Origin of the sequence: Thermococcus camini, from assembly GCF_904067545.1 — an archaeon.
Classification (GTDB): Archaea; Methanobacteriota_B; Thermococci; order Thermococcales; family Thermococcaceae; genus Thermococcus; species Thermococcus camini.
The window spans coordinates 210,770-234,411 of sequence record NZ_LR881183.1 but is presented as its reverse complement, the minus strand read 5'-3'; the positions used below and the strand labels follow the sequence as shown (position 1 = coordinate 234,411).

Sequence of the window (23,642 nt, the reverse complement as noted above, 5' to 3'; positions counted from 1 at the left end):
AAAGGCAAAGAAGAGAGATCAGACGCCCCTCTCCTCAAGGCGAACCTCCAGCTCTTCAATGTCCCTGCCGCGCATTGGCTCGCCGATTTCCCTGCTTATCTCCGCCAAGACATCGGGTTCGTCCCAGTGGTTAACGGCCTCAACTATAGCCCTGGCCATCTTTTCCGGATTGGAGCTCTTGAAGATGCCGCTGCCCACGAAGACGCCGTCCATGCCCATCTGCATCATCAAGGCCGCGTCAGGAGGGGTTGCAACTCCTCCGGCGGCGAAGTTCACAACAGGCAACCTTCCAAGCTTCTTTATCTCCAGGAGAACCTTGTAGAGGCCATCGACGATCTCGTGGTAGGTGTGGTGGCCGTAGACAGGTTCGTTTTCCAGAACCTTGGTCGGGAGGCCAGCTATCTCCTTGACGTTGAGGGACAGCCTGAGGTAGGGCTCGGCGAACTTTTCAGCCACGGCATAAACCTGCTCGTCCGTCATGGCCTGAATCTGCCTTATGCCCTCTGCCACTAGGCGGACGTGTCTCACTGCCTCGACGATGTTGCCGGTTCCGGCCTCGCCCTTGGTCCTAATCATTGCCGAGCCCTCCCATATCCTCCTTACCGCTTCACCGAGGTTCCTGGCGCCACAGACGAAGGGAACGGCAAATTCTCTCTTGTCTATGTGGAAATAGGGATCCGAAGGCGTTAGAACCTCGCTCTCGTCTATCATATCAACGCCGAGGGCCTCGAGTATTTTGGCCTCTGCCACGTGGCCGATCCTGACCTTCGCCATGACTGGAATCGTCACCGCGTCCATTATCTCTTGGATCTTCTCTATCGGGGCCATTCTGGCAACGCCACCGGCCCTTCTTATGTCTGCGGGAACCATGTGGAGCGCCATAACCGAAACTGCACCGGCTTCCTCGGCTATTCTGGCCTGCTCCGCGTTTGTGACATCCATAATTACGCCGCCCTTCACCATCTTGGCGAAACCTTTCTTGAGCCTGTCCGTACCCTTGGCCTCTATAACGTGGAGCTTTCCCATGGACACCACCATTTCAAGTTATGGCTTGCAATATAATTCAAGAAAAAACTTGAATATAAACCTTGCCGCGGAAAAGCCGCACCGGCCCCCAAGAAACTTCAGGAAAAATAAGGCAGAGCAGAAAAGCCCTCGTTCAGGCCTTTCCAATTATCTCAAGGCTGACGTCGAAGTTCCTGACCGAGTGCGTGAGATAGCCGAGGCTTATGACGTCGATGTCGAGTTCCGCGTACTCCTCGATGTTCTCGGGCGTTATCCCACCGGAGACCTCGATTTTAACCCTCTCCCTGAGCCCTTCGCGCTTTAGAGCCTCTATCGTCTCGGCTATCTCGGTCGGACTCATGTTGTCGAGCATCACCACGTCCGCCCCGGCTTTTGCCGCTTTAATGGCATCCTCAAGGCTCTCGACTTCCACTTCGACGACCTTGTAAACGCTGAACCCTTTGGCACGCCTTATGGCCTCTTCCAGAGGAACCAGAGCGAGATGGTTGTCCTTTATGAGTACCGCGTCGCTCAGCGAGAAGCGATGCATTTCCCCGCCGCCTATGAGTATCGCCCTCTTATCCAGCGGCTTGAGGAGAGTCTTTCTGGTTCCTGCAATGCAAACCTTCAGGTTGACGGCCCTAACCCTATCGACCAGCCTTCTGACCTCGGTGGCGATGCCACTCATCCTGCCCATGACATTCAAAGCCGTCCTCTCGACGAGGAGTATCGCGCGCGCATCACCGGTCAGCTCGAGTATGATGTCACCCTTCTTCACTTCTTCGCCGTCCCTCTTCCTGACCTCAACTTCAACCCCGAAGTGCTCAAAGAGAGCCTTCGCTTCCTCGACTCCCGCTATAACGCCATTTTGCTTCGCAATGATTACTGCTTTGGCCTTCGTTCCTTCAGGAATTATAGCTTCACTCGTGACGTCGCCGAAGGGCGAATCCTCCTCAAGGAACCTGAGCAGATAGGAAAGAGAAATCATAAAGTTTCCCTCCATACTTAACAAAAATCTCGGAATCTTTCCCTCTCAACTTAACACCTCAGCTCATCTCAAGCATTTTCTCTATGGCCCTCCTTGCCTTTCGGGCTATCTCCTCCGGCACTTCAACCTCGTACTTCATGTCCCTGAGCGACTCATATATGTGGTTGAGCGTTATGGCCTTCATGCCGATGCAGACCGCATCTTCCTTAGCCGGGTGGAACCTGATATCAGGATAGAGCTTCTGAAGGCGGTAGACCATTTCCCTCTCCGTGAAGACGACCCACTCGTTCCACTCATTTGCGCGCCTTATCATCCCGCCGGTGGAGACTATTATGTCGGCCCTTTCCTGTACCTCCGGTTCGCACTCGGGGTGAACCATCAGCCTGGCGTTTGGATAGAGCTTCCTCGCGCGTTCCACGTCTTCGATGGTGAACTTCCTGTGAACGTAGCAGTGGCCGTACTCCGGCACGGGGATGACCTTCTTGCCGGTCTGTTTAGCGACGTAGTTTGCCAGGTTCTTATCAGGCCCGAAGATGATGACGTCGGAGTCGAGCTTGGCCACTATCTTGGCGGCATTGGCCGAGGTGACTGTGACATCGGCGTAGGCCTTGGTCTCGGCGGTGGTGTTCACGTAAAGAACCACCGGAGCATCAGGATACTTCTCCTTGGCCCTGAGGATGTGCTCGACCTTCAGCATGTTGGCCATCGCACAGGTGGCCCTCTTAGCCGGTAAGAGAACCGTCTTCTCAGGATTCAGGATTTTGGCAGTTTCTGCCATGAAGTCCACTCCTGCGAAGACTATGACGTCTGCATCAACCTTTACGGCATTCCTTGCTAGCTCAAGGCTGTCGCCGAGAAAGTCAGCTATATCCTGGATTTCAGGCAGCTGGTAGTTGTGGGCCATGATTATAGCGTTGCGCTCCTCCTTCAGGCGTTCAATCTCCCGCACGAGCTCCTCCATCTTCATGGTCTCACCTATGGTACCCTATGTTCCAGGGTATAAAAGCTTTCAGAGAAAGAGGGCAATATAGGCAACGCCCCCGGCGAATAGGAGGAGTGCTGGGGGGAGGAGCCGCAGGTAGGTCCTCCGGAGCTCGGCCCCGTAGTATTCGGCGGAGAACACAAAGCAGAGGTGCACGGGACTGAAGAGCATTCCCATGTAACCGCTCAGGTAAGCAAGAGCAACCATGTCAAAGCCCGTAAAGAAGGGGAGCAACAGCGGAAAGGTCATACCCACGTAGGCGAAGCTTATGCCCGTCATAAGGCCGACGATGAAGGGCGTCACCATGAGGACGAGAACCACCGGCAGGTTCATCGATATCATTGCTTTTGGGAGCGTCTCAACGGCTCCAGTGGCCTGGAGCACGTATTTGAAATACATCACCGCAACGAGGAGAAAGACTATCCTGAGCTGGAGAGCATGAGCAATGACCCCTTTCAGGCTCACCCTCTTCAGGTTAGGAATGAGAGCCGAGAGGAAGCCAAGAAAAGCACCGTAGACCATGTCGATGCCCAGAACGATTGAAACGAGTATGATAACCAGTATGGGGTACGTGCTCTTCAGGAGAAGTATGAGGCCGGTTTTGACGTTTCCTTTTCCGGAACCGGCATCGGGAAGCGGGCGGATGAGGAGGACGTACCCGATGAGCGCCATAAGAACCGTCAGAGGAAACATCTTGGTGCTCATCTCCCGTATCGAGGTTCCAACGAGGGCCGAGGCGATGACTATGGCCTGATACATCGGCCACGAGTGCTCCCATATGTGCCTGAACCAGTAGTTGACGAGGGTTTTGTCTTCAGCTTTCATCTCGAACTTCCCGGCGACCGGCTCTATCATGGGGGCCGAGACCAGTGCGCCAGCTGGCATCGGCATAAGTCCGATGAGGGCGGGAAGCATGGCCAGAGAGTACTTGGCCTTGGGAAAGAGGTTGCTCGCGGCAGTTTCCATGTCCTTCAGGTAGCCTATCTGGGAGAAGACTGAGGTCATGCCCATGATAAAGGCTATTATGAGCACCAGCCTTATCGTCTCCCACGAGGTGGCGGAGTGGTAAAGGGTCACAGCGGCATCCTCAGGACTCATTCCAAACAGGAAGGCCAGCACTATGGAGCCGACAAATATTGAGACACCGATGTTGATTTTAAGCCAGATGAGAGCTATTACTACCGCGAAGGAGGCGATGAGATAGAGCAGTTCCATCGTTTCACCGGGCATAACAAGGATTCGATAAGAATTTAAACCTTTGGTTAGAGCCTGCACTTTCCGTCGAAGAAGCTCGGCCTCTCGAAGGATTTTCTCGTAGCTGGAAAGTCCTCACGGTAGTGGGCCCCCCTGCTCTCTTCCCTCGCGAGGGCACATTCGAGAACCCCTCTCGCGAGTAGCTTTAGTCTCGGGTCTGCCTCGATTCTCTCAAGCTCCCTGAGGCCTTCCTTAAGGGTCTTCGCGCTCCTGACGATTCCAGCTTTCTCCCAGAGAAGTTGCCTTAGAGACTCAACGTCTCCAAGCTCGTAGCCGTGATATGCCGGCTCCTTGACTTCTCCCCGCCTCGGCCTGTCCCTAGCTATGGTTCTCGCAACCTCAAGACCGCTCACGATGCACTCAAGGAGCGAGTTGCTGGCCAGTCTGTTCGCCCCGTGGAAGCCGTTGCTCATGGCTTCACCTACCGCGTAGAGGTTTTTGATAACGGTTTTGTACCAGAGGTCAACAGCTATCCCTCCTATCGTGTAGTGCGCTATTGGCGAGACGGGAATCAAGTCCTTCGACGGGTCGATGCCGTCCTTGACCAGAAAAGCGTATATCTGGGGGAAGCTTTTCTTGAAGTCCTCTATCGAGGTGGCGTCGAGGTAGACCCTCTTCCCAGCGAGCATCTGCCTGTATATCGCCCTCGCGACGATGTCCCTTGTAGAGAGCTCGTTAACGAAGCGCTCCCCGTCTTCAGTCACCAGCTTAGCCCCTGCCCCGCGGACGGCCTCGCTGACGAGGAAAACGCCGCTTTTCCCGATGTAGCCGGTTGGGTGGAACTGGACGAACTCCAAATCGCGAGTGGGGGCGCCTTTCATCACGGCATCGCCTATGAGGGTGCCGAGGTTGAGAGGAGAGCCCGCGGTGTACCGGAAGAGCGACGCAAAGCCCCCCGTCGCTATTACAGTCACGTCGAACTTCATGAGCTCCCCTTCGAGAAAGACGCCGTAGGCCTTCCTCTCCCTCACGGCGAGCTCTTCAGCGAAGCCCTCAACGAAGTGCACTCCCGCCTCTTTAGCAGCCATGTGGAGAACCTTCATCATGTGCTTTCCGGTCTCGTTCCTTATCGTGAAGACCCTGGGAAAGGAGTGACCGCCCTCGGTCTCATTGGTCTCGAACTCGATGCCTATTGAAGTCAAAAAGTCGTAGGCCCCGCTTGCCTTTGAGATTACGCTCCACACAACCTCTTCATCGTTGAGGTACTTGCCTGCCCTGATAGTGTCTAGAACGTGGGCTTTAGGGGAATCACCGTCGAGGATTGGAAAGGCTATCCCCGCCTGGGCGAGGTATGAGTTAGTGTTTTTGAACCCCTTTCCGATGACAGTGACATCAAAGCCCCGTCTCGCAAGGGCTATGGCTGCCGTCAAGCCTGCGGCTCCGCTTCCGATGATTCCAACCCTCAATCCCACCACCTGAGAAAAGGGAGAGGTAGGGCTTAAACGCTTTTCTACCTACGACTCATCAGCAGTGCCGCTACCACAGCCAGAATCGCCACCATGGTCGGAGTGCCAAAGAACGGTACAGCCACTGTACTGGCCGGCACGATGCCAACGTCCCCGACGCGGGTGCTGAAGTAGCATTCGTTCCTACAGTCAAAAGTCTCCACGACGCTTCCTACCCCCGCTGTCTCCGTCACGTTGTCTATGTAGAGGTCGTACTGCGATGTTTTGTCCCACGACCCGGCACCCACGCGGAGAACCTCCGCCGTCCCGCTGATGGCAACGCTTCTGACTTCAACCCATCGACGTAGAACTTAACCGACGCCGAATCAACCGCTATGGCCAGCCTGTGTCAGGAGGAGGTGACGTTGAAATCAGTGTCAGCACAGCTTGCCCATCCGTAGCAGGCGTAGAGAGCGGTCCCGTTTCCGTAGTAAGCCCACTCGAAGTGAACCTCAACGGTGCTCCCACCCTGGTCAAGAATGAGGTACATCAGCTGCACTCCAGCGCCGGAGGAGTCCCAGTTCCTCAAGAGAACGTCCCAGCTGACGTTGTATACACCTCCAGAAACGTTGTAGCTGGGGTAGCGCTCGATCACGGAATACCCCGTGGTGCTATGGGAGCTGACCTTAAGGACGTAGTTCACCTTGGGAACCCCCGCCAGAGCGGCCGCCTCGTCCGCCACGTAGCGGGAGAGGCTGTCCCACGGGTTGTCGCCTCCATCGTCCGTCACGTACACGTAGTACGCCTTAGATGCCAGATCCTTGAAGGTGGTCTCATCGAAGGAAGGCACCCCGTACACGAGAGCACCCAGCTTCGAGGGATCGGCGCCGCTTGGCCAAGAGGAGGGGTAGCTGGGGCTGTCGTATATCACGAGGACGTCGAAGATCGAGGTGTAATCCGCGAGGGTAGATGGATCGTAGCCGCCGGGGTTTCCAACTACGAGGTACGACTGGGACTTGCCCTTCACGTAGTTCACGAGGCCGGAGTAGTACCCCTCAGTACCGGCCGAGACGTTCACGCCATCGAAGAATATCCCGCTGATGTTGTACCAGGAGGCCCAGTTGTCTATCTCGTCCTCGATTATTGAGGAGTCGCGCTTCCCGTAGTTGGTCCACACGTAGCCGAGAACCGATATCCCCGCATCGCGCATCTTCTGTATGTAATCGGCGTAAACGGGATCCCTTTGGGAACCCGGACCGCTGGCAGGGTTGGCTATAACCACGATGTTCACGGGGTACTGGGCCTTAAGGCTGATGATGGAGTCCCATGAACAGCCCGGATAAACGTATAGGGGCATGAGAAGGAACTGAGTTCCGGCTTCCGAGACCGCAGGGGTGCAAGCATCAGAGCAAGGCCAACGACCAGCCCGAGCATTATGGACCCTGATGATTTCACTTCCTCCACCTACTTTAATTTGGTTGCCCTAACTTTTAAGTATTGAAGTGCAAGGGGTTAGGTTATGAGCGACAAACATAACAAAAAGGAGGGAGGTAGAAAATTCACCACCTCCTGGCCACAAACCAGGCAATCACCACGAGGGCGGCGGCCACGGCGGGGGTACCGAAGAACGGCACCTGATTGACCTCGCTGACCGCCGTGAGGTCTGACTTGTACTCCGCGCTCAGGGCGCGGCCGTTATCAGTTTCAAGCCACCCGAGTGCGTAGGCTTCAACCGGAGTTACAGAGGACACCGCGAGGGAGGGATACCTGAAGTTCCCGGAGGAAGGCGTTATGGAGAGGTCTCCCAGTATATCCCCGTTCAGGCCTATCTTAACCAGCCTGATCACGTACACCAAGTCAGAAGTCTGGTTCTCATAGGCGAAGATCAGGTAGGGGGAAGTCTCGTTGGGCACGAGATCCAGATCGCCCCTGATGGAGTCCTGGGCCCTGGGAAGCTCGGCCACCTGCTTGTAAGTTCCGGGCGATTGAGGATCGGGTATCTCGATTATCACCCACGAATAGGGGGAGTAGTACTTCCTGTACGCCACGAAGAATCCGCCCATTCCAGGGGCAACGGCCACGGCAGATACACGCACGAGGAAGTTCGCGCGGTGAACGCTTGACGAGTTAAGGGCGCCATCTGAAAGGAGTTTAAAGTCGATAAAGGTTAAGTTGTAGCTGGATCCACTGTTCCAGCTCTCCCTGAACGCAACCCCGAAGTATCCGCTCTTCTGGTCGTACGCTATTGTGCTGTAGTGAATCGCGCCCTTCCCGGTGTAGAGAAGTCCATTATCAACGATGCTGCCAGAGGCATCGAGAACCGCGTAGTAAAGCTGGTTGCTGTTGTACTCCTCATACACCACGACGAAATATTCACCATCACTGGTGACACTCAGATAGTCAGGCTTGACAGAATCGAGGCGCTTGGTTCTGGTCACGTAGTCGCCGGCAGAATCGAGGACGCGGTAGTAAATGTAGCTGTCGTTCTTAGCCTTCCAGACGACGATGTATCTCACGAAGTTCACGTCCACAAGCGAAGAAACATCGAGAACTCTGTTGGAATTCAGAACGTAAACACCCCCAACTGAATCAACGCTGACGTTTTTGATTGGGGAATTGTCAAGCACCCGAACGAGGGTAACGTTCACGAAGGAATCGTCCCCCCAGGCCACCAAGTAGTTCTCACCGCCCGAGGCAACCGCCACCTCCTGAGAGGGCCCTATTAAATTGTATCCCAGAGCTCCAGCAGATACGGCCTGCAACAGAATGAGCAACATTGCAAAAACCACAAACCTTCGCATTGACACCACCGTATGGGATACCACATTAAAAAATAAAAAAGTTTTGCCCGACAAAGGCGAAGAGGACTATTTCCCGACGGAATAGTTCGGCGCCTCGTTGGTGATGAAGATGTCGTGTGGGTGGCTCTCCTTCACTCCCGCCTGGGTTATAATCACGAACTCGCCCTTCTCCTTGAGCTCCGGGATGTTCCCTGCTCCCACGTACCCCATTCCAGAGCGCAGGCCTCCGACGAGCTGGTAGAGGACGTCGCTCACGCTCCCCTTGTATGGCACAACGCCCTCAACTCCCTCCGGAACGAACTTCCTGGTCTTCATGTGGCCCTTCTGGTAGTATCTTTCGGCTCCGCCTTTCATCATCGCCCCAAGGGAGCCCATGCCGCGGTACTGCTTGTACTTCCTCCCGTTGATCACCACTTCTTTGCCCGGTGCCTCCTTTGTTCCGGCCAAAAGCGAACCCAGCATTACCGCATCTGCGCCAGCGGCGATGGCCTTGACTATGTCGCCGGAGTAGCGGATTCCGCCGTCGGCAATGACATGAAGGCCGTACTCCTGGGCCCTATCCGCCACGAGGGTTATTGCCGTAACCTGCGGGACGCCGACTCCAGCGACGACACGGGTTGTGCATATGCTCCCCGGCCCTATTCCAACCTTGACCGCGTCGGCAAAGGTGAGGTCGTCAACCGCCTTGGGGTTGGCGATGTTCCCGACGATAAGGTCAGCATCGACGGCTTTCCTTATCTCCTTCATAGCTTTTATCGCCTTGAGGTTGTGGGCGTGGGCAGTATCTATGACTATGACGTCCGCTCCGGCCAGGTCAAGGGCCTTGGCGCGCTCGATGTCGAAGGGACCCACCGCCGCGGCAACCAGGAGGTCACCGTTTTCATCTTTTACCGCGTTTCTGTACTTCTTCCTCATCATCAGGTCGCTCATCGTGATTATCCCAACCAGCCTGCCGTCCCCATCGACGACCGGGAGGCGGGCTATTCCCTTGGCAACCATCGTATCAAGGGCTTCCTCCACCGAGACGTCCTCGCCGACGGTTATGACTTCTCCCGTCATGACATCTCTCACAAAGCTACCATCTTTGGCCGCTATGTCCTTCTTGGTAACGATGCCGACTATTCTGCCGTCTTCACCGACAACCGGGAGGCCATCGATGTCGTTCCTCTCCATGAGGAAGAGGGCGTAGTCGAGGGTCTCGTCGGGACCGATCGTTATGACGTCCTCCACTATGAAGCGCTCGGCGCGCTTGACCTTTCTGACCATCTCGGCCTGCTCCCCAACGCTCATGTTCCTGTGGATGACCCCCAAGCCACCCTCTCTGGCCATAGCGACAGCCATCTCCCACTCGGTTACCGTGTCCATAGCCGCGCTGAGAATCGGGATGTTCAGCCGGACGTTGGGTGTAATCTTAGTCGAGACGTCAACGTCCTTGGGCTCAACTTCGGTCGCCTGCGGTATGAGAAGAACGTCGTCGAAAGTGTAGCCTTTAATGGCATTAACAAGTTTGTGTTCAAATTTTCCCATTTTTCTCGCGCCTCCGCGTCCTTTTTAACGTGAACCTGTCAAGGGTTTTTAAGGGTTTCCACGATGGGGGCGAATTCAGGCATCGAGGAGCCACGCACATCTCCAGCGCCGACGATATGACAAGAGAACCGGGAAAAGTTTACGTTCAATCCAAACTTCTCCCTTTTTTATCCATCGGTTCATCACAAATACAAAGAACAAGCCGAAAGACTAAAATAGACATCGATGTCCACATTTCTCGGTGGTACCCATGGAAGCCGTGGGAATTATAAAAGCAAGGGGGGAGGGTCAAACCCTCCGCTGATGGAAGCCTCAAAAGAAACCTCGGTTTTGAGGAGCTGTTGGGCGAAATCCTGAAGGAAGGTCTGTTCTGGGCGGCCCTCGGCCGGCCGTCGGAGGTCATGCCGTTTCTGAGGGGCAAGCTCCTGAGCAACGGCATCGGTGTCGACAACAGGCGCAGGGAATACCTGGAGTACCTGCTCGACGACCTGGAAAGGTTCTACAAGCGGGTCTCGTGGAGTGGGGAAATTGAAAAACGCCACTGGAAGGCGTTGAGGTCCTTCCACAGAGACATAGTCTCGGTGGTTTCTTCTGGGAGGGCTTAGCTTTTTAACCCCTCTTTCCTACTCTCCCAGGGATGATGAGGGAAGTTTCGTCCGAACGGTGAGGAAACTCGCATGGGCTGACCACCCTCCAAAGGCCCTTTCTTATTCTGCGCTCATCTCAGCTCATCTTTGGTAAGGGGCTTTACTCCGAGTTCCTGACAGAGCTGGAGCGCCTTCTCGGTGAATCCTGCCTTTGAGAAGAAGAACATCCTGGCATTGCCGAATTCGCCCCTCACCTTTTCGGCAAAGTCTTTGACATCCTTATACGAAGCAGGACGGCTTTTCCATTTGACTTCGAGCACGTGCGGCATGTCTCCAAAGGCAACCCCGTCAAACTCCACGTCACCCCTGCGGTAGGGCTTGAACTCAAGACCCAGAGCCATTCCAAGCCTTTCCCTTACCCAGGCCTCTCCCGTAAGGCCAAGCTCCGTTTTTGCCTTCAGGAACTTTTCTTCAAGCTCTTTAATGAGTTCCTCACGCAGTCTTTCCCGGCGGAGTTCCAGTTCGGTGATGCCGAGATAAGTTTTTGCGAGCCAGAAGCGCATGAGCTTGTCCGCAAAGTAGTATCTGCCGTTTTCCTTGACTATTAGGTCAGTCCTTAGCAAGAACTTCAGATAGTTTGAAACCTCCCCACTCGGCTTTCCAAGCTGTTTGGCGAGCTCGGAGAGCCTCAGCCCTTCCCCTTTGGCAAGGATGAGGAGTATCTCCCTGTGCACCGCGCCCTTGTAGGCTCTTGAAAGGGACTCGTTGAAGACGTAATCGAGGTGCATGTAAATCTCACCAGTCTCTGTGAGGAGCTCCGTGAGGAAAGTGTACTCCACCTCTTTCTTCCCAACCCGCTCGAATCCTTCTTCCACAATCCTCCTGCAGACTGCATGGACGTAGAACGGATGCCCCCCAGTCAGCCGGTAAACTGCCTCAAGAGCTGAATTTGAGTAAGTCACGTCGGCTTTATTGAGTATGCTTCTGGCGAGCTCGAAGGTATCCTCCTTGGGCAGTCCCGGCAGATAGATCCTCCTGAACTGACCAAAGAACGGTTTCTCAGGGGACAGTATCTCTTCCATCATGCCAACTGCCGAGCCGGAGATGAAATAAGCAACCCGTTTCTCTTTCTCCGTGATGGCCCTCATCACCTCAAGGAACCTGGAGAGGTTCTTAACCTCCTGGAACTCATCGAGAATGAAGATGGCTTTCTCACCAAGCTTCTCCAGAATCCTCTCTTGGGCTTCAAACAAAGTTTCCAGAGTGCCATTTTTAATTGCTTTGACTTCTTCATCAACGCCAAGTTTGGCGGCGAGTATAAGCAGGTCATCCCAGTTCAAAAGGTGAATTCTTTCAACGTTGTGTTTTTTGACCCGCGATAGCTCATAGAGCAGTTCACGGGTGTATGCAAAGATGAAGGAGTCCACGCTTCCAATCCTCTGAAGGTTGATGTAAGGTATCACCCCATCGGCTTCCTCCTTGAATTTGAGAAGGAGCTCTGTCTTGCCCACCCGTCTCGGGCCTATCACTGCGATGTTTACTTTGTGCCCTTCTTTGAGAGCCTTGTAGGCAGAGTGCAGAATTCTCAACTCTCTTTCCCTATCCACGAACATAGTGCATCACGTTACAGTTTTATGCATAAAACTGTAATGCATTATGCTTTTATACTTTTTGTGGGTGGGCAAATCGTGAAGCCTAACTCTTTTAAACAGCTCTTCTCTTCGCTCATCGGGAGGAAAAATGGACGAAAAACTGGAGAGGTTTATCTCTCACCTCAAGATACTCGTTGAGATGGAAAGGAAGGCCGAGATAGAGGCCATGCGCCTGGAGATGAAAAGGCTCTCCGGAAGGGAGAGGGAGAAGGTCGGGAGGGCAGTTCTCGGCCTGAACGGTAAAATCATCGGCGAGGAGCTCGGCTACTTCCTGGTGAAATACGGGCGCGATAGAGAGATAAAGACGGAGATAAGCATCGGCGATTTGGTGGTTGTCAGCAGGAGAGACCCGCTGAAGAGCGATCTGGTTGGAACGGTCGTAGAAAAGGGGAAGCGGTTTATAACGGTCGCCCTTGAAACCGTTCCCGAGTGGGCCCTGAAGGGCGTTAGGCTGGACCTCTACGCCAACGACATAACCTTCAAGCGCTGGCTTGAGAACCTGAACAATCTGAGGGAGAGCGGAAGGAATGCGCTGGAGCTCTACCTGGGCCTTAGGGAGCCGGAAGGGAGCGAACCGGTCGGCTTCACCCCATTTGACAGGAGCCTGAACGCGAGCCAGAAAAAAGCCGTAAGCCTCGCCCTCGGAAGTCCGGACTTCTTCCTCATCCACGGGCCGTTCGGGACGGGCAAGACGAGAACCCTGGCCGAGCTGATAAGGCAGGAAGTGGAGAGAGGCAACAAGGCCCTAGCAACGGCTGAAAGCAACGTTGCCGTTGACAACCTCGTCGAGCGCTTGGCCAATTCGGGTTTAAAGGTTGTGCGCATCGGCCACCCGAGCAGGGTCTCAAGGAGCCTCCACGAGACGACCCTGGCTTACCTCATCACCCGGCACGAGCTATACGGCGAGCTGAGGGAGCTTCGCGTAATCGGCCAGAACCTCAAGGAGAAAAGGGACACCTTCACTAAGCCATCTCCAAAGTACAGGCGGGGGCTGAGCGACAGGGAGATTCTCAGGCTGGCCTCAAAGGGGATAGGCGTAAGGGGCGTTCCGGCGAGGCTCATCAGGGAGATGGCGGAGTGGCTGAAGATTAACCAGCAGGTTCAGAAGACCTTCGACGATGCCAGAAAACTCGAGGAGAGAATCGCAAGGGAGATAATAAGGGAAGCGGACGTTGTTCTCACAACGAACGCCTCTGCCGGCCTTGATGTCGTTGACTACGGTTCCTACGACGTCGCAATAATAGACGAGGCGACGCAGGCGACGATACCGAGCGTGCTCATTCCGATAAACCGCGCGAGGCGCTTCGTCTTGGCTGGAGACCACAAGCAGCTGCCACCAACGATACTCAGCGAGAAGGCCAAGGAGCTGAGTAAGACGCTCTTCGAGGGCCTGATCGAGCGCTGTCCAGGGAAGAGCGAGATGCTCACCGTCCAGTACAGGATGAACGAAAGGCTCATGGAGTTTCCGAGCAGGGAGTTCTACGGCGGGAAGGTCGTCGCAGATAAGGGCGTGAAGAACATAACGCTGGCCGATTTAGGGGTTAAAAGCCCTAAGAACGGCCCATGGGGGGAGGTTCTAAAGCCCGAGAACGTGCTGGTTTTCATAGACACTGCCAAGCTTGAGAACCGCTTCGAGAGGCAGAGGCGAGGAAGCGAGAGCAGAGAGAACCCCTTAGAGGCGAGGTTCGTGAAGGAGGCCGTCGAGAGGCTTTTGGGACTCGGTGTTAGGCAGGATTTGGTTGGAGTGATTACGCCCTATGACGACCAGAGGGATTTAATAAGCTCGCTTTTGCCCGAGGAGATCGAGGTGAAGACCGTTGATGGCTACCAGGGCAGGGAGAAGGAGGTAATCGTTCTCTCCTTCGTCCGCTCCAACGAGAGAGGCGAGCTGGGCTTCCTGAAGGATTTGAGGCGCTTGAACGTCTCGCTGACGAGGGCCAAGAGAAAGCTGATCCTCATAGGCGACTCCTCAACGCTGAGCGTCCACCCGACCTACAGGCGGCTGGTGGAGTTTGTGAGGGAGAGAGAAACGGTGGTTGATATCAACGAGCTGGGGGTGTGAGGTGTGTTCCTCTACACTAAAAACTTCGACGAACAGAAAGCCAAAGCGATGGAGGGCCTGAAAAAGGCCTTGGCCGAGAACAAGGTGGACGGGGACATCATTTCACTTCTTGAGAAAATCAACTCGCTGGAGAACTACTTCACAACGAGCTCCTGCTCCGGCAGGATTTCGGTCATGGAGATGCCCCACTTTGGGGACAAAGTTAATTCCGTCTGGCTCGGCAAGTGGCACCGCGAGGTTACCGTTGAGGAAGTAATGGAGGCGATTGGGAGGCACCGCTCCGGCCAGCTCTGGTTCCTCGTGAGGAGCCCTATCCTGCACGTCGGGGCGAGGACGATGGAGGACGCGGTTAGGCTGCTAAACCTGGCCATCGGACTGGGCTTCAAGTATTCAAACATAAAGAGCGTCAGCCACAAGAAGCTCCTCGTTGAGATTCGCTCGACGGAGAGGATGGACGTCCCGCTCGGCGAGGACGGCGAGTTATGGGTGAGCGAGAGCTATATCGAGAGAATCGTTGCCCTCGCCAATTCCCAGGTGAGGCGCTTCAAGGGGAAGCTGAAAAGGCTGGAGGGAGAGGTTGGGAAGTTATAAGGAGGCCCCTTTCCCCAATTAGGAGTGCATCCATATAAACGTCTTCAGCAGGGTGTAGGCGATAAAGGTGATGATGGGCAATAGGAGCAAAAGGCCGAACCTTCTCTTCCGGGGATAAACCAGCATTCCAACGAGAGCATAGAGAACGTTCAAACCAGAGAGCAACAGGACATACTTATACCCGGTCGGGTCTTCCCTGTAGAGAGTCCTGGATAATCCTTGGGTCAGTCTTATCGATAACGTCAGGAAGCTCCCTAAACCCGAATTTGGAATTATGTTCCCTCTCAAAACGCCTCTTGAATACGAAAACGGCTATGGCAAGTGAAATGAAGAAGGAAACGACCGCCGTTATCAGTCCTGAAATGGTGATAGTCATCTTCTGAGATGGAACACGCGGACGAAAATAGAACAGTCCCCAGAAGGCCATCACAATAATCAACGGGACCAGCACGGCTTCCAGCACCAGCTTCCTCCCGGGCTTCATCTTAAACACCTCCGGCAGAATTTCAAGTCCAAACGATGCTCCAGACGACGAAGAGCATGGCCACTGCAAGTGAAAGCAGAACAATCGTGAGGATTCTCCTCCCAACTCTGCGCGAGAGATAAACCCCCAGAAAGCCAAACAGGGTGTTCAAGACTGAGAGAACCAAAAACCCCTCAGCGTTCACAACCACGGCATTGAACATTCTCAAAACATCTTCCGGGTAGTTTCTGGTTAAAACGTAAGAGGAAACGGCCCATATAACGGGAATCGCGAGAGTTGAGGCGAGGGAGGTTTTACCAATGCCCTCAAAGACGTACTCTGCCCTTCTACTCTTGAGAAAGTACAACGGGAGGGCTACAATCCACACTGTCATCGTGGCGAAGACAGGATACATTACCACCATAAGAAAAGCCAGGCCAACGAACGCCATTATGGCAAAGAAGACGTTGTGAAACCCCAGGAGAGACGTACTAAAAATTCCCCAGAGAATGAGGTGATGGGCTATGCATTCCTGTACGTCGTACTTTAGGTACCCTGAATCCCACGGCTCATCCCAGTGCTCCTCAAGAATCTCGTCAATTCTCTTGATGTCCCTCTTCCTGTACCCGTGCTTCTCAAGGATTCGAGCGAGGAAGAAGACCATTGAAGCCACCATGAGGACAAAAAGAATGAGCGTACTGAGAACCCATTCAGGGGTTATGACGCCGAGTTTCACCCAGGCAAAGCCAAACAGCATCGAGAAGAGCACCACAGGAAAAACAAAGATCTTAAGAATAATTTTTCTCCTCCCCATTGAGACCACCAGGGGATTTTTGCCCGAACTACAATGAGTGCAGTTGGATAAAAACCTTTATCAGCACAGGAATCAGAGCAAGGGCAATCAGCAGGAGCGTTAAGAGGCCAGCCCTTCTCTTCCGCGACAGGATTAGAATCCCGACAAGGCCGTACAGGACATTCAAGGCTGACAGCAACAGGAGGTTCCTGCACAGATAATTATCCACACAAACCTTCAAAAGTGGCCTTATTACCGTGATTTCGAAGGCCCAGGGATGCACGGACATCAAGCGAACAACGATGACAAAAGCCCCAGAGAGCAATGAGAGCAGTAGAGCCTTTCCAAAGGAATGGGAAAGCCGTTTTCCGGTCAAAAGCTCGTAGATTATCAAAGCCGTTCCCAAAACCGATATCAGCATGGAAACCATCAGCAAAAGCCCGATGGATGCGAGCACCAGATAAACGCCAACGGTAAAGAGAACTCCTTTTCTAAGCCCACATGAAGACCCATATTATCAAAGGAGCCGTTACAGCTTCTAGCACCAGCTTTTTTCCCGATGCCATTCAGCTCCCCCCGTTCTTAGTAAAGCAAAAGCCCGAGCAGGTGAACGTCAGTGAAAATGCTCAGGATTCCGATGGCAAAAAGCACAACAACGGGCAGTTTACTCCGCTTTGCACCGAGGTAGCCGGTGATTCCTGATAGAATGCCAAGGAAGGAGAGAAGGAATAAATCCATGAAGACTGTGGAATCTCCCGCGAGCTGGAGCAGATTACGAAGCTCACTTACCCCCAGGTATTCAGGAGGAATAGCCCCATGGAGAGCAATGAACCTCAAAAACCCGAGTAGAGCCAGAGAAGCGATAGAAACCTCAATCGCCCACGTGAAAAGGCCCCTAACCTTGTCCAGCTCGCCGTTAGAGGTAAAATAAAGGAGGACAGGGATTTCAATGAGGAACACGAAAACCGGCAACATCACAACTGAAAGCAGAATAACACCAATGACAATCGAGATGACAAAAAGTGTCGATTTAACCGAACCGTAAACCAGCGAAGCGGTAGCGTAGATGCCCCAGAAGGTAAAATGGTAGTGAATGCTCTCCCTAACGGTCTTCAGGAGGTTTACATTTTCAAAGTTCTCCCCCAGAATTAGGTGAAGCCTTGCAACGTCTCCCTTTGAGTAGCCGAATCTCTCAATAAGCCTCGCGAGGTTAAAGACCAGAACGGCCAAGACCATTATAAAAGAAGCCAGAGCGGACAACAGCCACGTAAAGCTAAACTTTGAAATCTCTGCATTATCCCCACCAAAATAAAAGAACGAAATCAGCCATAGGACGGGCCAGGGGAGGAAAGAAATCAAAAGGCTGTTGAGAAGATAACCAGTGCCCTTTTTCATTTTGCATCCCCAACTTGCCCCTAAGCCCCGAGGAACCATTGAACTCCGGTAGACTGTTGCTCAACTATTAATTTCTCAAGGAATTTATTTCCCCATCCCTTTTATAAGGCTCACTCCTCAAGCCCCCCAAACTTGAGGAGGAAGACCACGCCCAGGAGGCCCCAGAGGGCCGCCACAGTGGCCGAAAGGCCGTCCCCGCTCCCCGAGATTAACCGTGAGGCGCTCACCGTTGGGAGGAAAACAAGAACCTTAGCGAGCTTCTCGGGAAGAACACTCGGCGGATAGTAGACCGGCGGAAAGACGGTAAGACCCGTCATGAGGACGTTAGAAATCCTCATAACCCTTATCGGCTCCTTTCCTCTAACGCCGAGAAGGAAACCTACTCCAGCGCTCCAGAGCCAGAGGGCGGCAGTTGCGAGGATTATTTTCGGAAGGGCATTGAATCCGAGCCTCCAGGCGAGAAGGGCAGTGAGGAGAAAGACGTACGGCATCGCCGGGACGCTTATTCCTATTGATATGCCAAGGGCTTTCTCCCAGTTGCCGCCCGGAAGGCCCATTAAGACGTCGTAGAAGCGGGAGCGCGTCTTCATTCCAACGAGTTCTATCGCCAAATCCGCTATCCCGACCCCGACTATGAAACTAACTATCGCGCCCCCCAAGGCAGTATTGAGGAACCTTCCCCCGCTCACGACGTAGACGATGAAGATGAACGAAAGGGGCTGGATTGCGAAGCTGATGAGGGAGAACCTTCCCCGTGTTAGGGCCCTCGCGTAGTACTCAACGATCCCCATCATCGAGACCACCCGCGATGAAGACGTCCTCTATCGTAAGCCCCTCAACCTTGAATGGAACGCCGGTCCTTTTTATGGCCTCCACTATTTCCCTCTCCTCGGCTTTCGAGCGCGGGTAGATGTAGGTATTCCTGCCGGCCTTCCGGGCGAGGAAACCGTCCAGAGACACCTCGCCGAAGGCCACCACCTTAGAGTGAAGTCCGCTCAGGTACTCCCGGGCTATCTCTTCAGGCCTTCCGAAGGCCCTCACTCGACCGCCCTTCAGGAGGAGAACGCGGTCGCAGATGCTCGATATCTCGTTGAGGTAGTGGCTGGTGAGGACAATCGTTGATTCCCCCACCTTTTCCCGGAGAACCTCCCACAGCTTCAGCCTGTTCTCGACATCAAGGCCAACGGTCGGCTCGTCAAGGAAGTAGAGCTTGGCATCGGCTGAGAGCACCATCGCGAGCAGGGCTTTCCTAACCATTCCACCAGAGAGCATGGACATCGGCTCGTCGGCGTAGTCTATTCCGAACTCCTGAACGGCCTTTTCGGCCCGTTCCCTCGCCTCCGCCCTCTTTGCCCCCCTCATTCGCAGGTAGTGGTAGACGTAGTCCCTCGGCGTGAGGGTGTAGAAATGGGCCTTGACGTCCTGGGGGAGGAGCACGAAAAGTCCTCTGGCCTCGCAGGGGTTCCTCCCAAAAACCCGGACTTTCCCGGAGTCGGGCTTTAGAAGGCACGTCAGAATCCGTATCAGCGTCGTTTTCCCGGCACCATTCGGTCCGATTACGCCTACTATCTCACCCTCCTCCACCGTGAAGGAAACGTCGCTGAGGGCTCTCTTTGAACCGTAAGACTTCGATAGGTTCTCAACCTCAACCGCAGGCATACAAGAAGAATCCACGGGGGACTAAAAATACTTTTGGCCAAAGGTTAAGAAGCGAGGAAAGGGAAGAGACTTCAGTCGAGGTCGCTACCGAAGTCGTTGCCTCCGCCCTCGCCTCCCTTGTCCTTCTCGAGCTTGCTGGCGGCGATGACGTCGTCGATCCTGAGGATCATTATGGCAGCCTCGCTGGCGCTCTTGATGGCCTGCTTGGTGACCCTGACCGGCGCTATAACGCCGCGCTCGAGCATGTCGGCCGGCTCGCCCTCAAAGACATCGACACCGACGCTGGCGCCCTTCTCCTTGTGGGCGGCGATGACCTTGACGAGGGTCTCGACCGGGTCAAGACCGGCGTTCTCGGCGAGGGTCCTCGGTATGACCTTGAGCGCCTCTGCAAAGGCCTCGATGGCGAGCTGCTCCTTGCCGCCGACCTCCTTGGCGTACTCGTCGAGCCTTATTGCCAGCTCGATCTCCGGGGCACCGCCAGCTGCCACTATCTTGCCGTCCTCGACGATGTCCTTGACGACCTTGACAGCATCTTCGAGCGCCCTCTCGACCTCGTCAACGACGTGCTCGGTACCGCCCCTGATGAGTATGGTGACGGCCTTCGGGTTCTTGCAGCCCTCAACGAAGATCATGTTCTCGCCAGCCACTTTCCTCTGCTCGACGAGCTCGGCCTCACCGAGGTCCTCGCTGGTGAGGTCGCGGACGTTGGTGACGATCTTGGCGCCGGTGGCCTTGGCGAGCTTCTCCATGTCGCTCTTCTTGACACGCCTGACGGCAAGGATTCCGTACTTGGCCAGGTAGTGCTGGGCGAGGTCGTCGATGCCCTTCTGGACGAAGACGACGTTAGCGCCGACCTCCTTGATCTTCTCGACCATCTCGCGGAGCATCTTCTCCTCCTGCTCAAGGAAGGCCTGGAGCTGCTCCGGGCTGGTGATCCTGATCTCGGCATCTGTTTCAGTCTCCTTGACCTCAAGGGCCTCGTTGATGAGCGCTATTTTAGCGTTCTCGACCCTCTTCGGCATTCCCGGGTGAACGACCTCCTTGTCGATGACGACGCCCTTGATGAGCTGGGTCTCCCTAACTGAGGCACCCTCCTTCTTCTCGAACTTGATGTTGTCGAGGTCCACCTTGTACCTCTCGCCGACCTTCTCGGCGACCTGCTTGACGGCCTCGACGGCGATCTCAGCCAGGTACTCCCTCTCCTCCTCGGCGGCCTTACCGGTGATGGAGGTGACCGCGGCCTTCTTGAGTATCTCCTTGTCCTCGACATCAACGCTCCTGGCTATCTCGTCGAGTATCTGCTGGGCCTTCTCGGCGGCGAGGGCGTAACCCTTGATGACGATGCTCGGGTGAATGTTCTGGTCGAGGAGCTCCTCGGCCTTCCTGAGGAGCTCACCAGCGATGACAACGGCGGTGGTGGTACCGTCACCAGCCTCCTTGTCCTGGGTCTTAGCGACCTCAACCATCATCTTGGCAGCGGGGTGCTGAATGTCCATCTCATCGAGTATGGTGGCACCGTCGTTGGTGATGACGATGTCACCGAGGCTGTCCACGAGCATCTTGTCCATACCCTTCGGACCGAGGGTGGTCCTTATGGTCTCGGCGACTATCCTCGCGGCGAGAATGTTGAGCCTCTGGGCGTCCCTACCAACGTACCTCTGGGTTCCCTCGGGCAGAATAACAACCGGCTGTCCGGCGAGCTGGGCCATCTCCCCTCACCCCCTCCCGCTTTTGTTTTTGAGGAATGAGAGGTTTTAGTTACAATTGGTGCTTCCGCTTTATCGTTCCTTTGGATTATTTATAAATTTTTCGGTCACGTTGCCTCTACGATGTTCGCTTGGTCTCGTTGAGTTTTGAGGAAACTGCTGACGTAAACCTTCAGGCCAAGCTCTTCCAGTTTTTCTTTGAGTTCATAGACTTCCCTCTCTGGCCAGCAGTGCCGGGAGCACCAGTCCTTGTCCCTCGGGTTGGTTAGGGGTTTACCGACGAGAGGGTTCAGAACCACGTAAAAGTCCGTGGTTATTCTTTTCAGCCCTTCCCCGATGTGGGGCCACTGATTGAACCCCCTCGCCACTGGAATTCTGAGTTCGAGTGGGATTTCATGGTCAGAGACGACCTCAAGGCCCCGAAGAAAGAGGTTCCAGAGCCGTTCGCCAACTTTCATTGGAAGGCCGTAGAGTCCGGGCGGTGTTTTAAGATCGGTCGCGATGTGGTCAACGAGCCCGGCATTAAGGAGTGTTTCAAGGGGTTTCACCAGGGTGAGATTTGTGTTCAGGCTAACCGGGACATCGAGGAGCTTCACCTCCGCGAGGAGCGATGAAAGTTCTCTCCACTGCATCAGTGGTTCGCCACCGGTGACGTGGAAGTAGTCCACCAGAAAAGAACTCGATTCAAGCTCCTCGAGGAGCGCGTTTCTGTCGAGGGTGAAGCAGTCAAGGCCTTCAGCGATACGCCAGTTGTGGCAGAAGGGGCATTTCAAGTTGCAGCCGCAGAGCCAGAGGGTGAAGGTAACCTTACCGCGGACATCAACCATGCTGACGCTCTTCCAGCCGCTCGTGAGCATACAACCACCTCCAAAAAGAAATCAAGATGAGTAGTGCCTCCTCGTCCAGAACTCCTTCTTCCGGAAGGGGTTCCAGTTCCTGAGCGGGCGGTAGTAGCCTATTATCCTGCTCCATATCTCGACGTTCTCGCTTCCGCATCTCGGACAGTGGGTGTGCAGGCCGGTTGCAGAGTAACCACAGGAGTTGCAGACCGTTACCGCTGGAGTGTAGCTCCAATAAACCAGCTCGGTCCTCATGAGCCTCCTGGTGAGCTTTGCAAGTGCCTCCGGGTCGGGCTCTTCTCCAAGGAAGATGTGCATCATGACCCCGCCGGTGAAGCTCCTCTGAACCCTTTCCTCTACCCGTATCCTGTCGGCCAGCTCAAGTGCCCCGTAGTAGGGCGCTATACTGGTCGAATAAATCGGGTTGTCAACGTCGCTGAGGTACTCTTTGAGCTCGGGGAACTCGTTGATATCCCTGATTGCGAGCTTTGCAGCCGCACTCTCCCCCGGAACCTCCTCGACGTTCCAGGGTGTCCCGGTTTCCCGCATCCACTCCCTCGCTTTTTCGGTTGCAAACTCCACCATCTCCTTCATTACCTCCGCCGCTTTAAGCCACTCCCTTCTGCTCCCCTCCTCCCAGAGCCTCAGCTCGTTGAGGTAAATGGCAGCAGCCTCCGGAAGGCCGAGGATTCCAACCGTGTTGAAGTGACTGCCCAGGAACTCCTTAAGATAGAGGTGAATCATGCTGTACATGTGCCTGTAAGTCGTTATCAGCCTCACGTAGCGCTCCCTGAACCAGTCGGTGGTTCTTCTAACGATTTCAAGGACTCTCTCGTACTCCTCCCAGAACCTATCGTCGTCGCCTTTGGCCTTGAGTGCAAGCCTCGGAAGGTTCACGGTGGTTACGTTCACCGAGCCGGTAACGTCTGGCATCGCCCAGAGGCCACCGAAGCGCTGGCGTTCAAGCTTTTCTATGGCTTCTTCCTCGGCGCTCTTCTCGGAAACACCAAAGGCAAAGGCCATCTCGGTCTTGTCTATCGCTATTCTGCAGCACATGGCGTAGCTGGCATCCGGATCGACAACGTTGGTGTTGAGCCAGTAGAAGCTCCCGCGCTTTGAGGCTGTTGTAAAGACGGCCTCAAAAACCTCCGGGTCGTCCCAGAGCATCTTGGCTGTGACCATAAGGGTGGGAATCGGGAAGGTGAAGGGCTGGCCAAGGGCATCTCCCTCGCGGAGGACCTCTGTGAGGGCTATGAAGAACTCCTTCGCTTCCCTTTCGTACTCACCGAGGGGTTCAACCTTCTCTCCCGCATAAACTGCGTGGTCACCTTCGAGCATCTTCTTGGGGGCATCGAGAGTTACTGTAAAGTTGGTGAAAGGAGTTTGCATTCCAACCCTGCTCGGGTAGTTGAGGTTGTAAACCAGCCTTTGAATCTGCTGTCTGATTTTACGCCCCTCGAGGGCCTCTTTCCTTATGAACGGGCCGGCATACCACTCGACCGAGCTTAAAGCTTGAGCGCCGCTGAAGTAGTGCTGCATGGTTATGAGGTAGTTCGCTATATGATCAACGTAGGTGTCGAAGTGCTTAGCGGGCTTCGATGTTATCGTCGGGGTTTTGAGACCCTTCTCGAGGAGCCTCGCCGTGCTGTGGCCCGTGCAGTAAGGGATGTAGAGGCTGTAGGGGAGCTTGTGGATGTAGACGTCCCCGGAGAAATGAGCCTTCCTTCCCTCCTCAGGAACCAGTGAGAAGCTTTCCTTTAGTGATTCCTCCATCACGTAGGCGAAGAAGCCCGTTGGACCGGGATAGCGGTTGGCATTCTCCAGAACGTTGGGACTGCTCCAGCCGGCGTACTCGTGGATCACATCCTTTTTTACGGTTTCCATCGGTACCACCTGGATAATTTATCCAAATAACGATGGAAACAAACGCCAGATATAACGCTTCCCCTTGAA

Annotated in this window: 21 protein-coding genes; 3 read left to right on the top strand and 18 right to left on the bottom strand. The window is 54.6% G+C overall.

Features of this window, described 5'->3' with window-relative positions:
• Positions 1–18: 18 nt before the first annotated feature.
• The 8 genes from pdxS to guaB all read right to left on the bottom strand — a co-directional run bounded on the left by pdxS (position 19) and on the right by guaB (position 9,942).
• Positions 19–1,026, bottom strand: coding sequence for a pyridoxal 5'-phosphate synthase lyase subunit PdxS (gene pdxS / locus TIRI35C_RS01080; protein ID WP_188202909.1), 1,008 nt, complete (start codon positions 1,024–1,026; stop codon positions 19–21).
• 133 nt (positions 1,027–1,159) lie between these two features.
• Positions 1,160–1,993: a carboxylating nicotinate-nucleotide diphosphorylase gene (nadC, locus tag TIRI35C_RS01075; RefSeq protein WP_188201427.1), complete on the bottom strand. Its 834-nt coding sequence runs from the start codon at positions 1,991–1,993 to the stop codon at positions 1,160–1,162.
• A 58-nt stretch (positions 1,994–2,051) separates the two neighbouring features.
• Positions 2,052–2,960, bottom strand: coding sequence for a quinolinate synthase NadA (nadA, locus tag TIRI35C_RS01070; protein WP_188201426.1), 909 nt, complete (start codon positions 2,958–2,960; stop codon positions 2,052–2,054).
• Positions 2,961–3,002: 42 nt separating this feature from the next.
• Complete coding sequence (locus TIRI35C_RS01065) at positions 3,003–4,205, bottom strand: TIGR00529 family membrane protein (protein WP_246454638.1); 1,203 nt, start codon at positions 4,203–4,205, stop codon at positions 3,003–3,005.
• Positions 4,206–4,237: 32 nt separating this feature from the next.
• Complete coding sequence (locus TIRI35C_RS01060) at positions 4,238–5,635, bottom strand: L-aspartate oxidase (protein ID WP_188202907.1); 1,398 nt, start codon at positions 5,633–5,635, stop codon at positions 4,238–4,240.
• A 388-nt stretch (positions 5,636–6,023) separates the two neighbouring features.
• Positions 6,024–6,971: a spherulation-specific family 4 protein gene (locus tag TIRI35C_RS01055; protein WP_188201425.1), complete on the bottom strand. Its 948-nt coding sequence runs from the start codon at positions 6,969–6,971 to the stop codon at positions 6,024–6,026.
• Between the two features lie 202 nt (positions 6,972–7,173).
• Complete coding sequence (locus tag TIRI35C_RS01050) at positions 7,174–8,424, bottom strand: hypothetical protein (protein WP_188201424.1); 1,251 nt, start codon at positions 8,422–8,424, stop codon at positions 7,174–7,176.
• Between the two features lie 57 nt (positions 8,425–8,481).
• Positions 8,482–9,942 (bottom strand): IMP dehydrogenase, encoded by a 1,461-nt coding sequence (gene guaB, locus TIRI35C_RS01045; protein ID WP_188201423.1) that lies wholly within the window; start codon positions 9,940–9,942, stop codon positions 8,482–8,484.
• A gap of 341 nt (positions 9,943–10,283) precedes the next feature.
• On the opposite strand from guaB, the gene TIRI35C_RS01040 reads away from it, so the two are divergent.
• On the top strand, positions 10,284–10,547 hold the full coding sequence (locus tag TIRI35C_RS01040; RefSeq protein WP_240910814.1) for a hypothetical protein: 264 nt from the start codon (positions 10,284–10,286) through the stop codon (positions 10,545–10,547).
• 113 nt (positions 10,548–10,660) lie between these two features.
• Here TIRI35C_RS01040 and TIRI35C_RS01035 read toward each other — a convergent pair whose 3' ends face one another.
• Entirely contained in the window at positions 10,661–12,142 is a 1,482-nt protein-coding gene (locus TIRI35C_RS01035) for an AAA family ATPase (protein ID WP_188201422.1), read from the bottom strand.
• Positions 12,143–12,269: 127 nt separating this feature from the next.
• Between TIRI35C_RS01035 and TIRI35C_RS01030 the strand changes: the two genes are divergently transcribed.
• Positions 12,270–14,243, top strand: coding sequence for an IGHMBP2 family helicase (locus TIRI35C_RS01030; protein ID WP_188201421.1), 1,974 nt, complete (start codon positions 12,270–12,272; stop codon positions 14,241–14,243).
• A gap of 3 nt (positions 14,244–14,246) precedes the next feature.
• Complete coding sequence (gene taw3, locus TIRI35C_RS01025) at positions 14,247–14,834, top strand: tRNA(Phe) 7-((3-amino-3-carboxypropyl)-4-demethylwyosine(37)-N(4))-methyltransferase Taw3 (protein ID WP_188201420.1); 588 nt, start codon at positions 14,247–14,249, stop codon at positions 14,832–14,834.
• A gap of 175 nt (positions 14,835–15,009) precedes the next feature.
• Here the strand turns inward: taw3 and TIRI35C_RS01020 are convergent, their stop codons facing one another.
• The 9 genes from TIRI35C_RS01020 to TIRI35C_RS00980 all read right to left on the bottom strand — a co-directional run bounded on the left by TIRI35C_RS01020 (position 15,010) and on the right by TIRI35C_RS00980 (position 23,573).
• A complete protein-coding gene (locus TIRI35C_RS01020) occupies positions 15,010–15,318 on the bottom strand; it encodes a hypothetical protein (protein ID WP_246454637.1) in 309 nt (102 codons plus the stop codon).
• A 22-nt stretch (positions 15,319–15,340) separates the two neighbouring features.
• Positions 15,341–16,111 carry a hypothetical protein gene (locus TIRI35C_RS01015; protein ID WP_188201419.1) on the bottom strand — a complete coding sequence of 257 codons (771 nt, stop codon included), beginning with the start codon at positions 16,109–16,111 and terminating at the stop codon, positions 15,341–15,343.
• A gap of 28 nt (positions 16,112–16,139) precedes the next feature.
• Positions 16,140–16,547 carry a hypothetical protein gene (locus tag TIRI35C_RS01010; RefSeq protein WP_188201418.1) on the bottom strand — a complete coding sequence of 136 codons (408 nt, stop codon included), beginning with the start codon at positions 16,545–16,547 and terminating at the stop codon, positions 16,140–16,142.
• Positions 16,548–16,672: 125 nt separating this feature from the next.
• Positions 16,673–17,485 carry a hypothetical protein gene (locus TIRI35C_RS01005; RefSeq protein ID WP_188201417.1) on the bottom strand — a complete coding sequence of 271 codons (813 nt, stop codon included), beginning with the start codon at positions 17,483–17,485 and terminating at the stop codon, positions 16,673–16,675.
• A gap of 110 nt (positions 17,486–17,595) precedes the next feature.
• A complete protein-coding gene (locus tag TIRI35C_RS01000; RefSeq protein ID WP_188201416.1) occupies positions 17,596–18,279 on the bottom strand; it encodes a multidrug transporter in 684 nt (227 codons plus the stop codon).
• A complete protein-coding gene (locus TIRI35C_RS00995) occupies positions 18,263–19,144 on the bottom strand; it encodes an ABC transporter ATP-binding protein (protein ID WP_188201415.1) in 882 nt (293 codons plus the stop codon). Before TIRI35C_RS00995 ends, TIRI35C_RS01000 begins: the two co-directional genes overlap by 17 nt.
• Positions 19,145–19,215: 71 nt before the next feature.
• Complete coding sequence (gene thsB / locus TIRI35C_RS00990) at positions 19,216–20,853, bottom strand: thermosome subunit beta (RefSeq protein ID WP_188201414.1); 1,638 nt, start codon at positions 20,851–20,853, stop codon at positions 19,216–19,218.
• 104 nt (positions 20,854–20,957) lie between these two features.
• Positions 20,958–21,707: an anaerobic ribonucleoside-triphosphate reductase activating protein gene (locus TIRI35C_RS00985; protein ID WP_188201413.1), complete on the bottom strand. Its 750-nt coding sequence runs from the start codon at positions 21,705–21,707 to the stop codon at positions 20,958–20,960.
• Between the two features lie 21 nt (positions 21,708–21,728).
• Positions 21,729–23,573, bottom strand: a complete 1,845-nt coding sequence (locus TIRI35C_RS00980) for an anaerobic ribonucleoside triphosphate reductase (protein ID WP_188201412.1) — start codon at positions 23,571–23,573, stop codon at positions 21,729–21,731.
• Between the last annotated feature and the right edge of the window lie 69 nt (positions 23,574–23,642).

Excerpts from the sequence above, each read along its gene's own strand:
- TIRI35C_RS00995 (WP_188201415.1), bottom strand. The coding sequence starts at position 19,144 with ATGCCTGCGGTTGAGGTTGAGAACCTATCGAAGTCTTACGGTTCAAAG.
- TIRI35C_RS01055 (WP_188201425.1), bottom strand. The coding sequence starts at position 6,971 with ATGCCCCTATACGTTTATCCGGGCTGTTCATGGGACTCCATCATCAGC.
- TIRI35C_RS00980 (WP_188201412.1), bottom strand. The coding sequence starts at position 23,573 with ATGGAAACCGTAAAAAAGGATGTGATCCACGAGTACGCCGGCTGGAGC.
- thsB (WP_188201414.1), bottom strand. The coding sequence starts at position 20,853 with ATGGCCCAGCTCGCCGGACAGCCGGTTGTTATTCTGCCCGAGGGAACC.
- TIRI35C_RS01015 (WP_188201419.1), bottom strand. The coding sequence starts at position 16,111 with ATGGGGAGGAGAAAAATTATTCTTAAGATCTTTGTTTTTCCTGTGGTG.
- TIRI35C_RS00985 (WP_188201413.1), bottom strand. The coding sequence starts at position 21,707 with ATGCTCACGAGCGGCTGGAAGAGCGTCAGCATGGTTGATGTCCGCGGT.
- TIRI35C_RS01065 (WP_246454638.1), bottom strand. The coding sequence starts at position 4,205 with ATGCCCGGTGAAACGATGGAACTGCTCTATCTCATCGCCTCCTTCGCG.
- TIRI35C_RS01005 (WP_188201417.1), bottom strand. The coding sequence starts at position 17,485 with ATGAAAAAGGGCACTGGTTATCTTCTCAACAGCCTTTTGATTTCTTTC.
- TIRI35C_RS01035 (WP_188201422.1), bottom strand. The coding sequence starts at position 12,142 with ATGTTCGTGGATAGGGAAAGAGAGTTGAGAATTCTGCACTCTGCCTAC.
- nadA (WP_188201426.1), bottom strand. The coding sequence starts at position 2,960 with ATGAAGATGGAGGAGCTCGTGCGGGAGATTGAACGCCTGAAGGAGGAG.
- pdxS (WP_188202909.1), bottom strand. The coding sequence starts at position 1,026 with ATGGGAAAGCTCCACGTTATAGAGGCCAAGGGTACGGACAGGCTCAAG.
- TIRI35C_RS01030 (WP_188201421.1), top strand. The coding sequence starts at position 12,270 with ATGGACGAAAAACTGGAGAGGTTTATCTCTCACCTCAAGATACTCGTT.
- nadC (WP_188201427.1), bottom strand. The coding sequence starts at position 1,993 with ATGATTTCTCTTTCCTATCTGCTCAGGTTCCTTGAGGAGGATTCGCCC.
- TIRI35C_RS01020 (WP_246454637.1), bottom strand. The coding sequence starts at position 15,318 with ATGAAGCCCGGGAGGAAGCTGGTGCTGGAAGCCGTGCTGGTCCCGTTG.
- TIRI35C_RS01000 (WP_188201416.1), bottom strand. The coding sequence starts at position 18,279 with ATGATGGGGATCGTTGAGTACTACGCGAGGGCCCTAACACGGGGAAGG.
- guaB (WP_188201423.1), bottom strand. The coding sequence starts at position 9,942 with ATGGGAAAATTTGAACACAAACTTGTTAATGCCATTAAAGGCTACACT.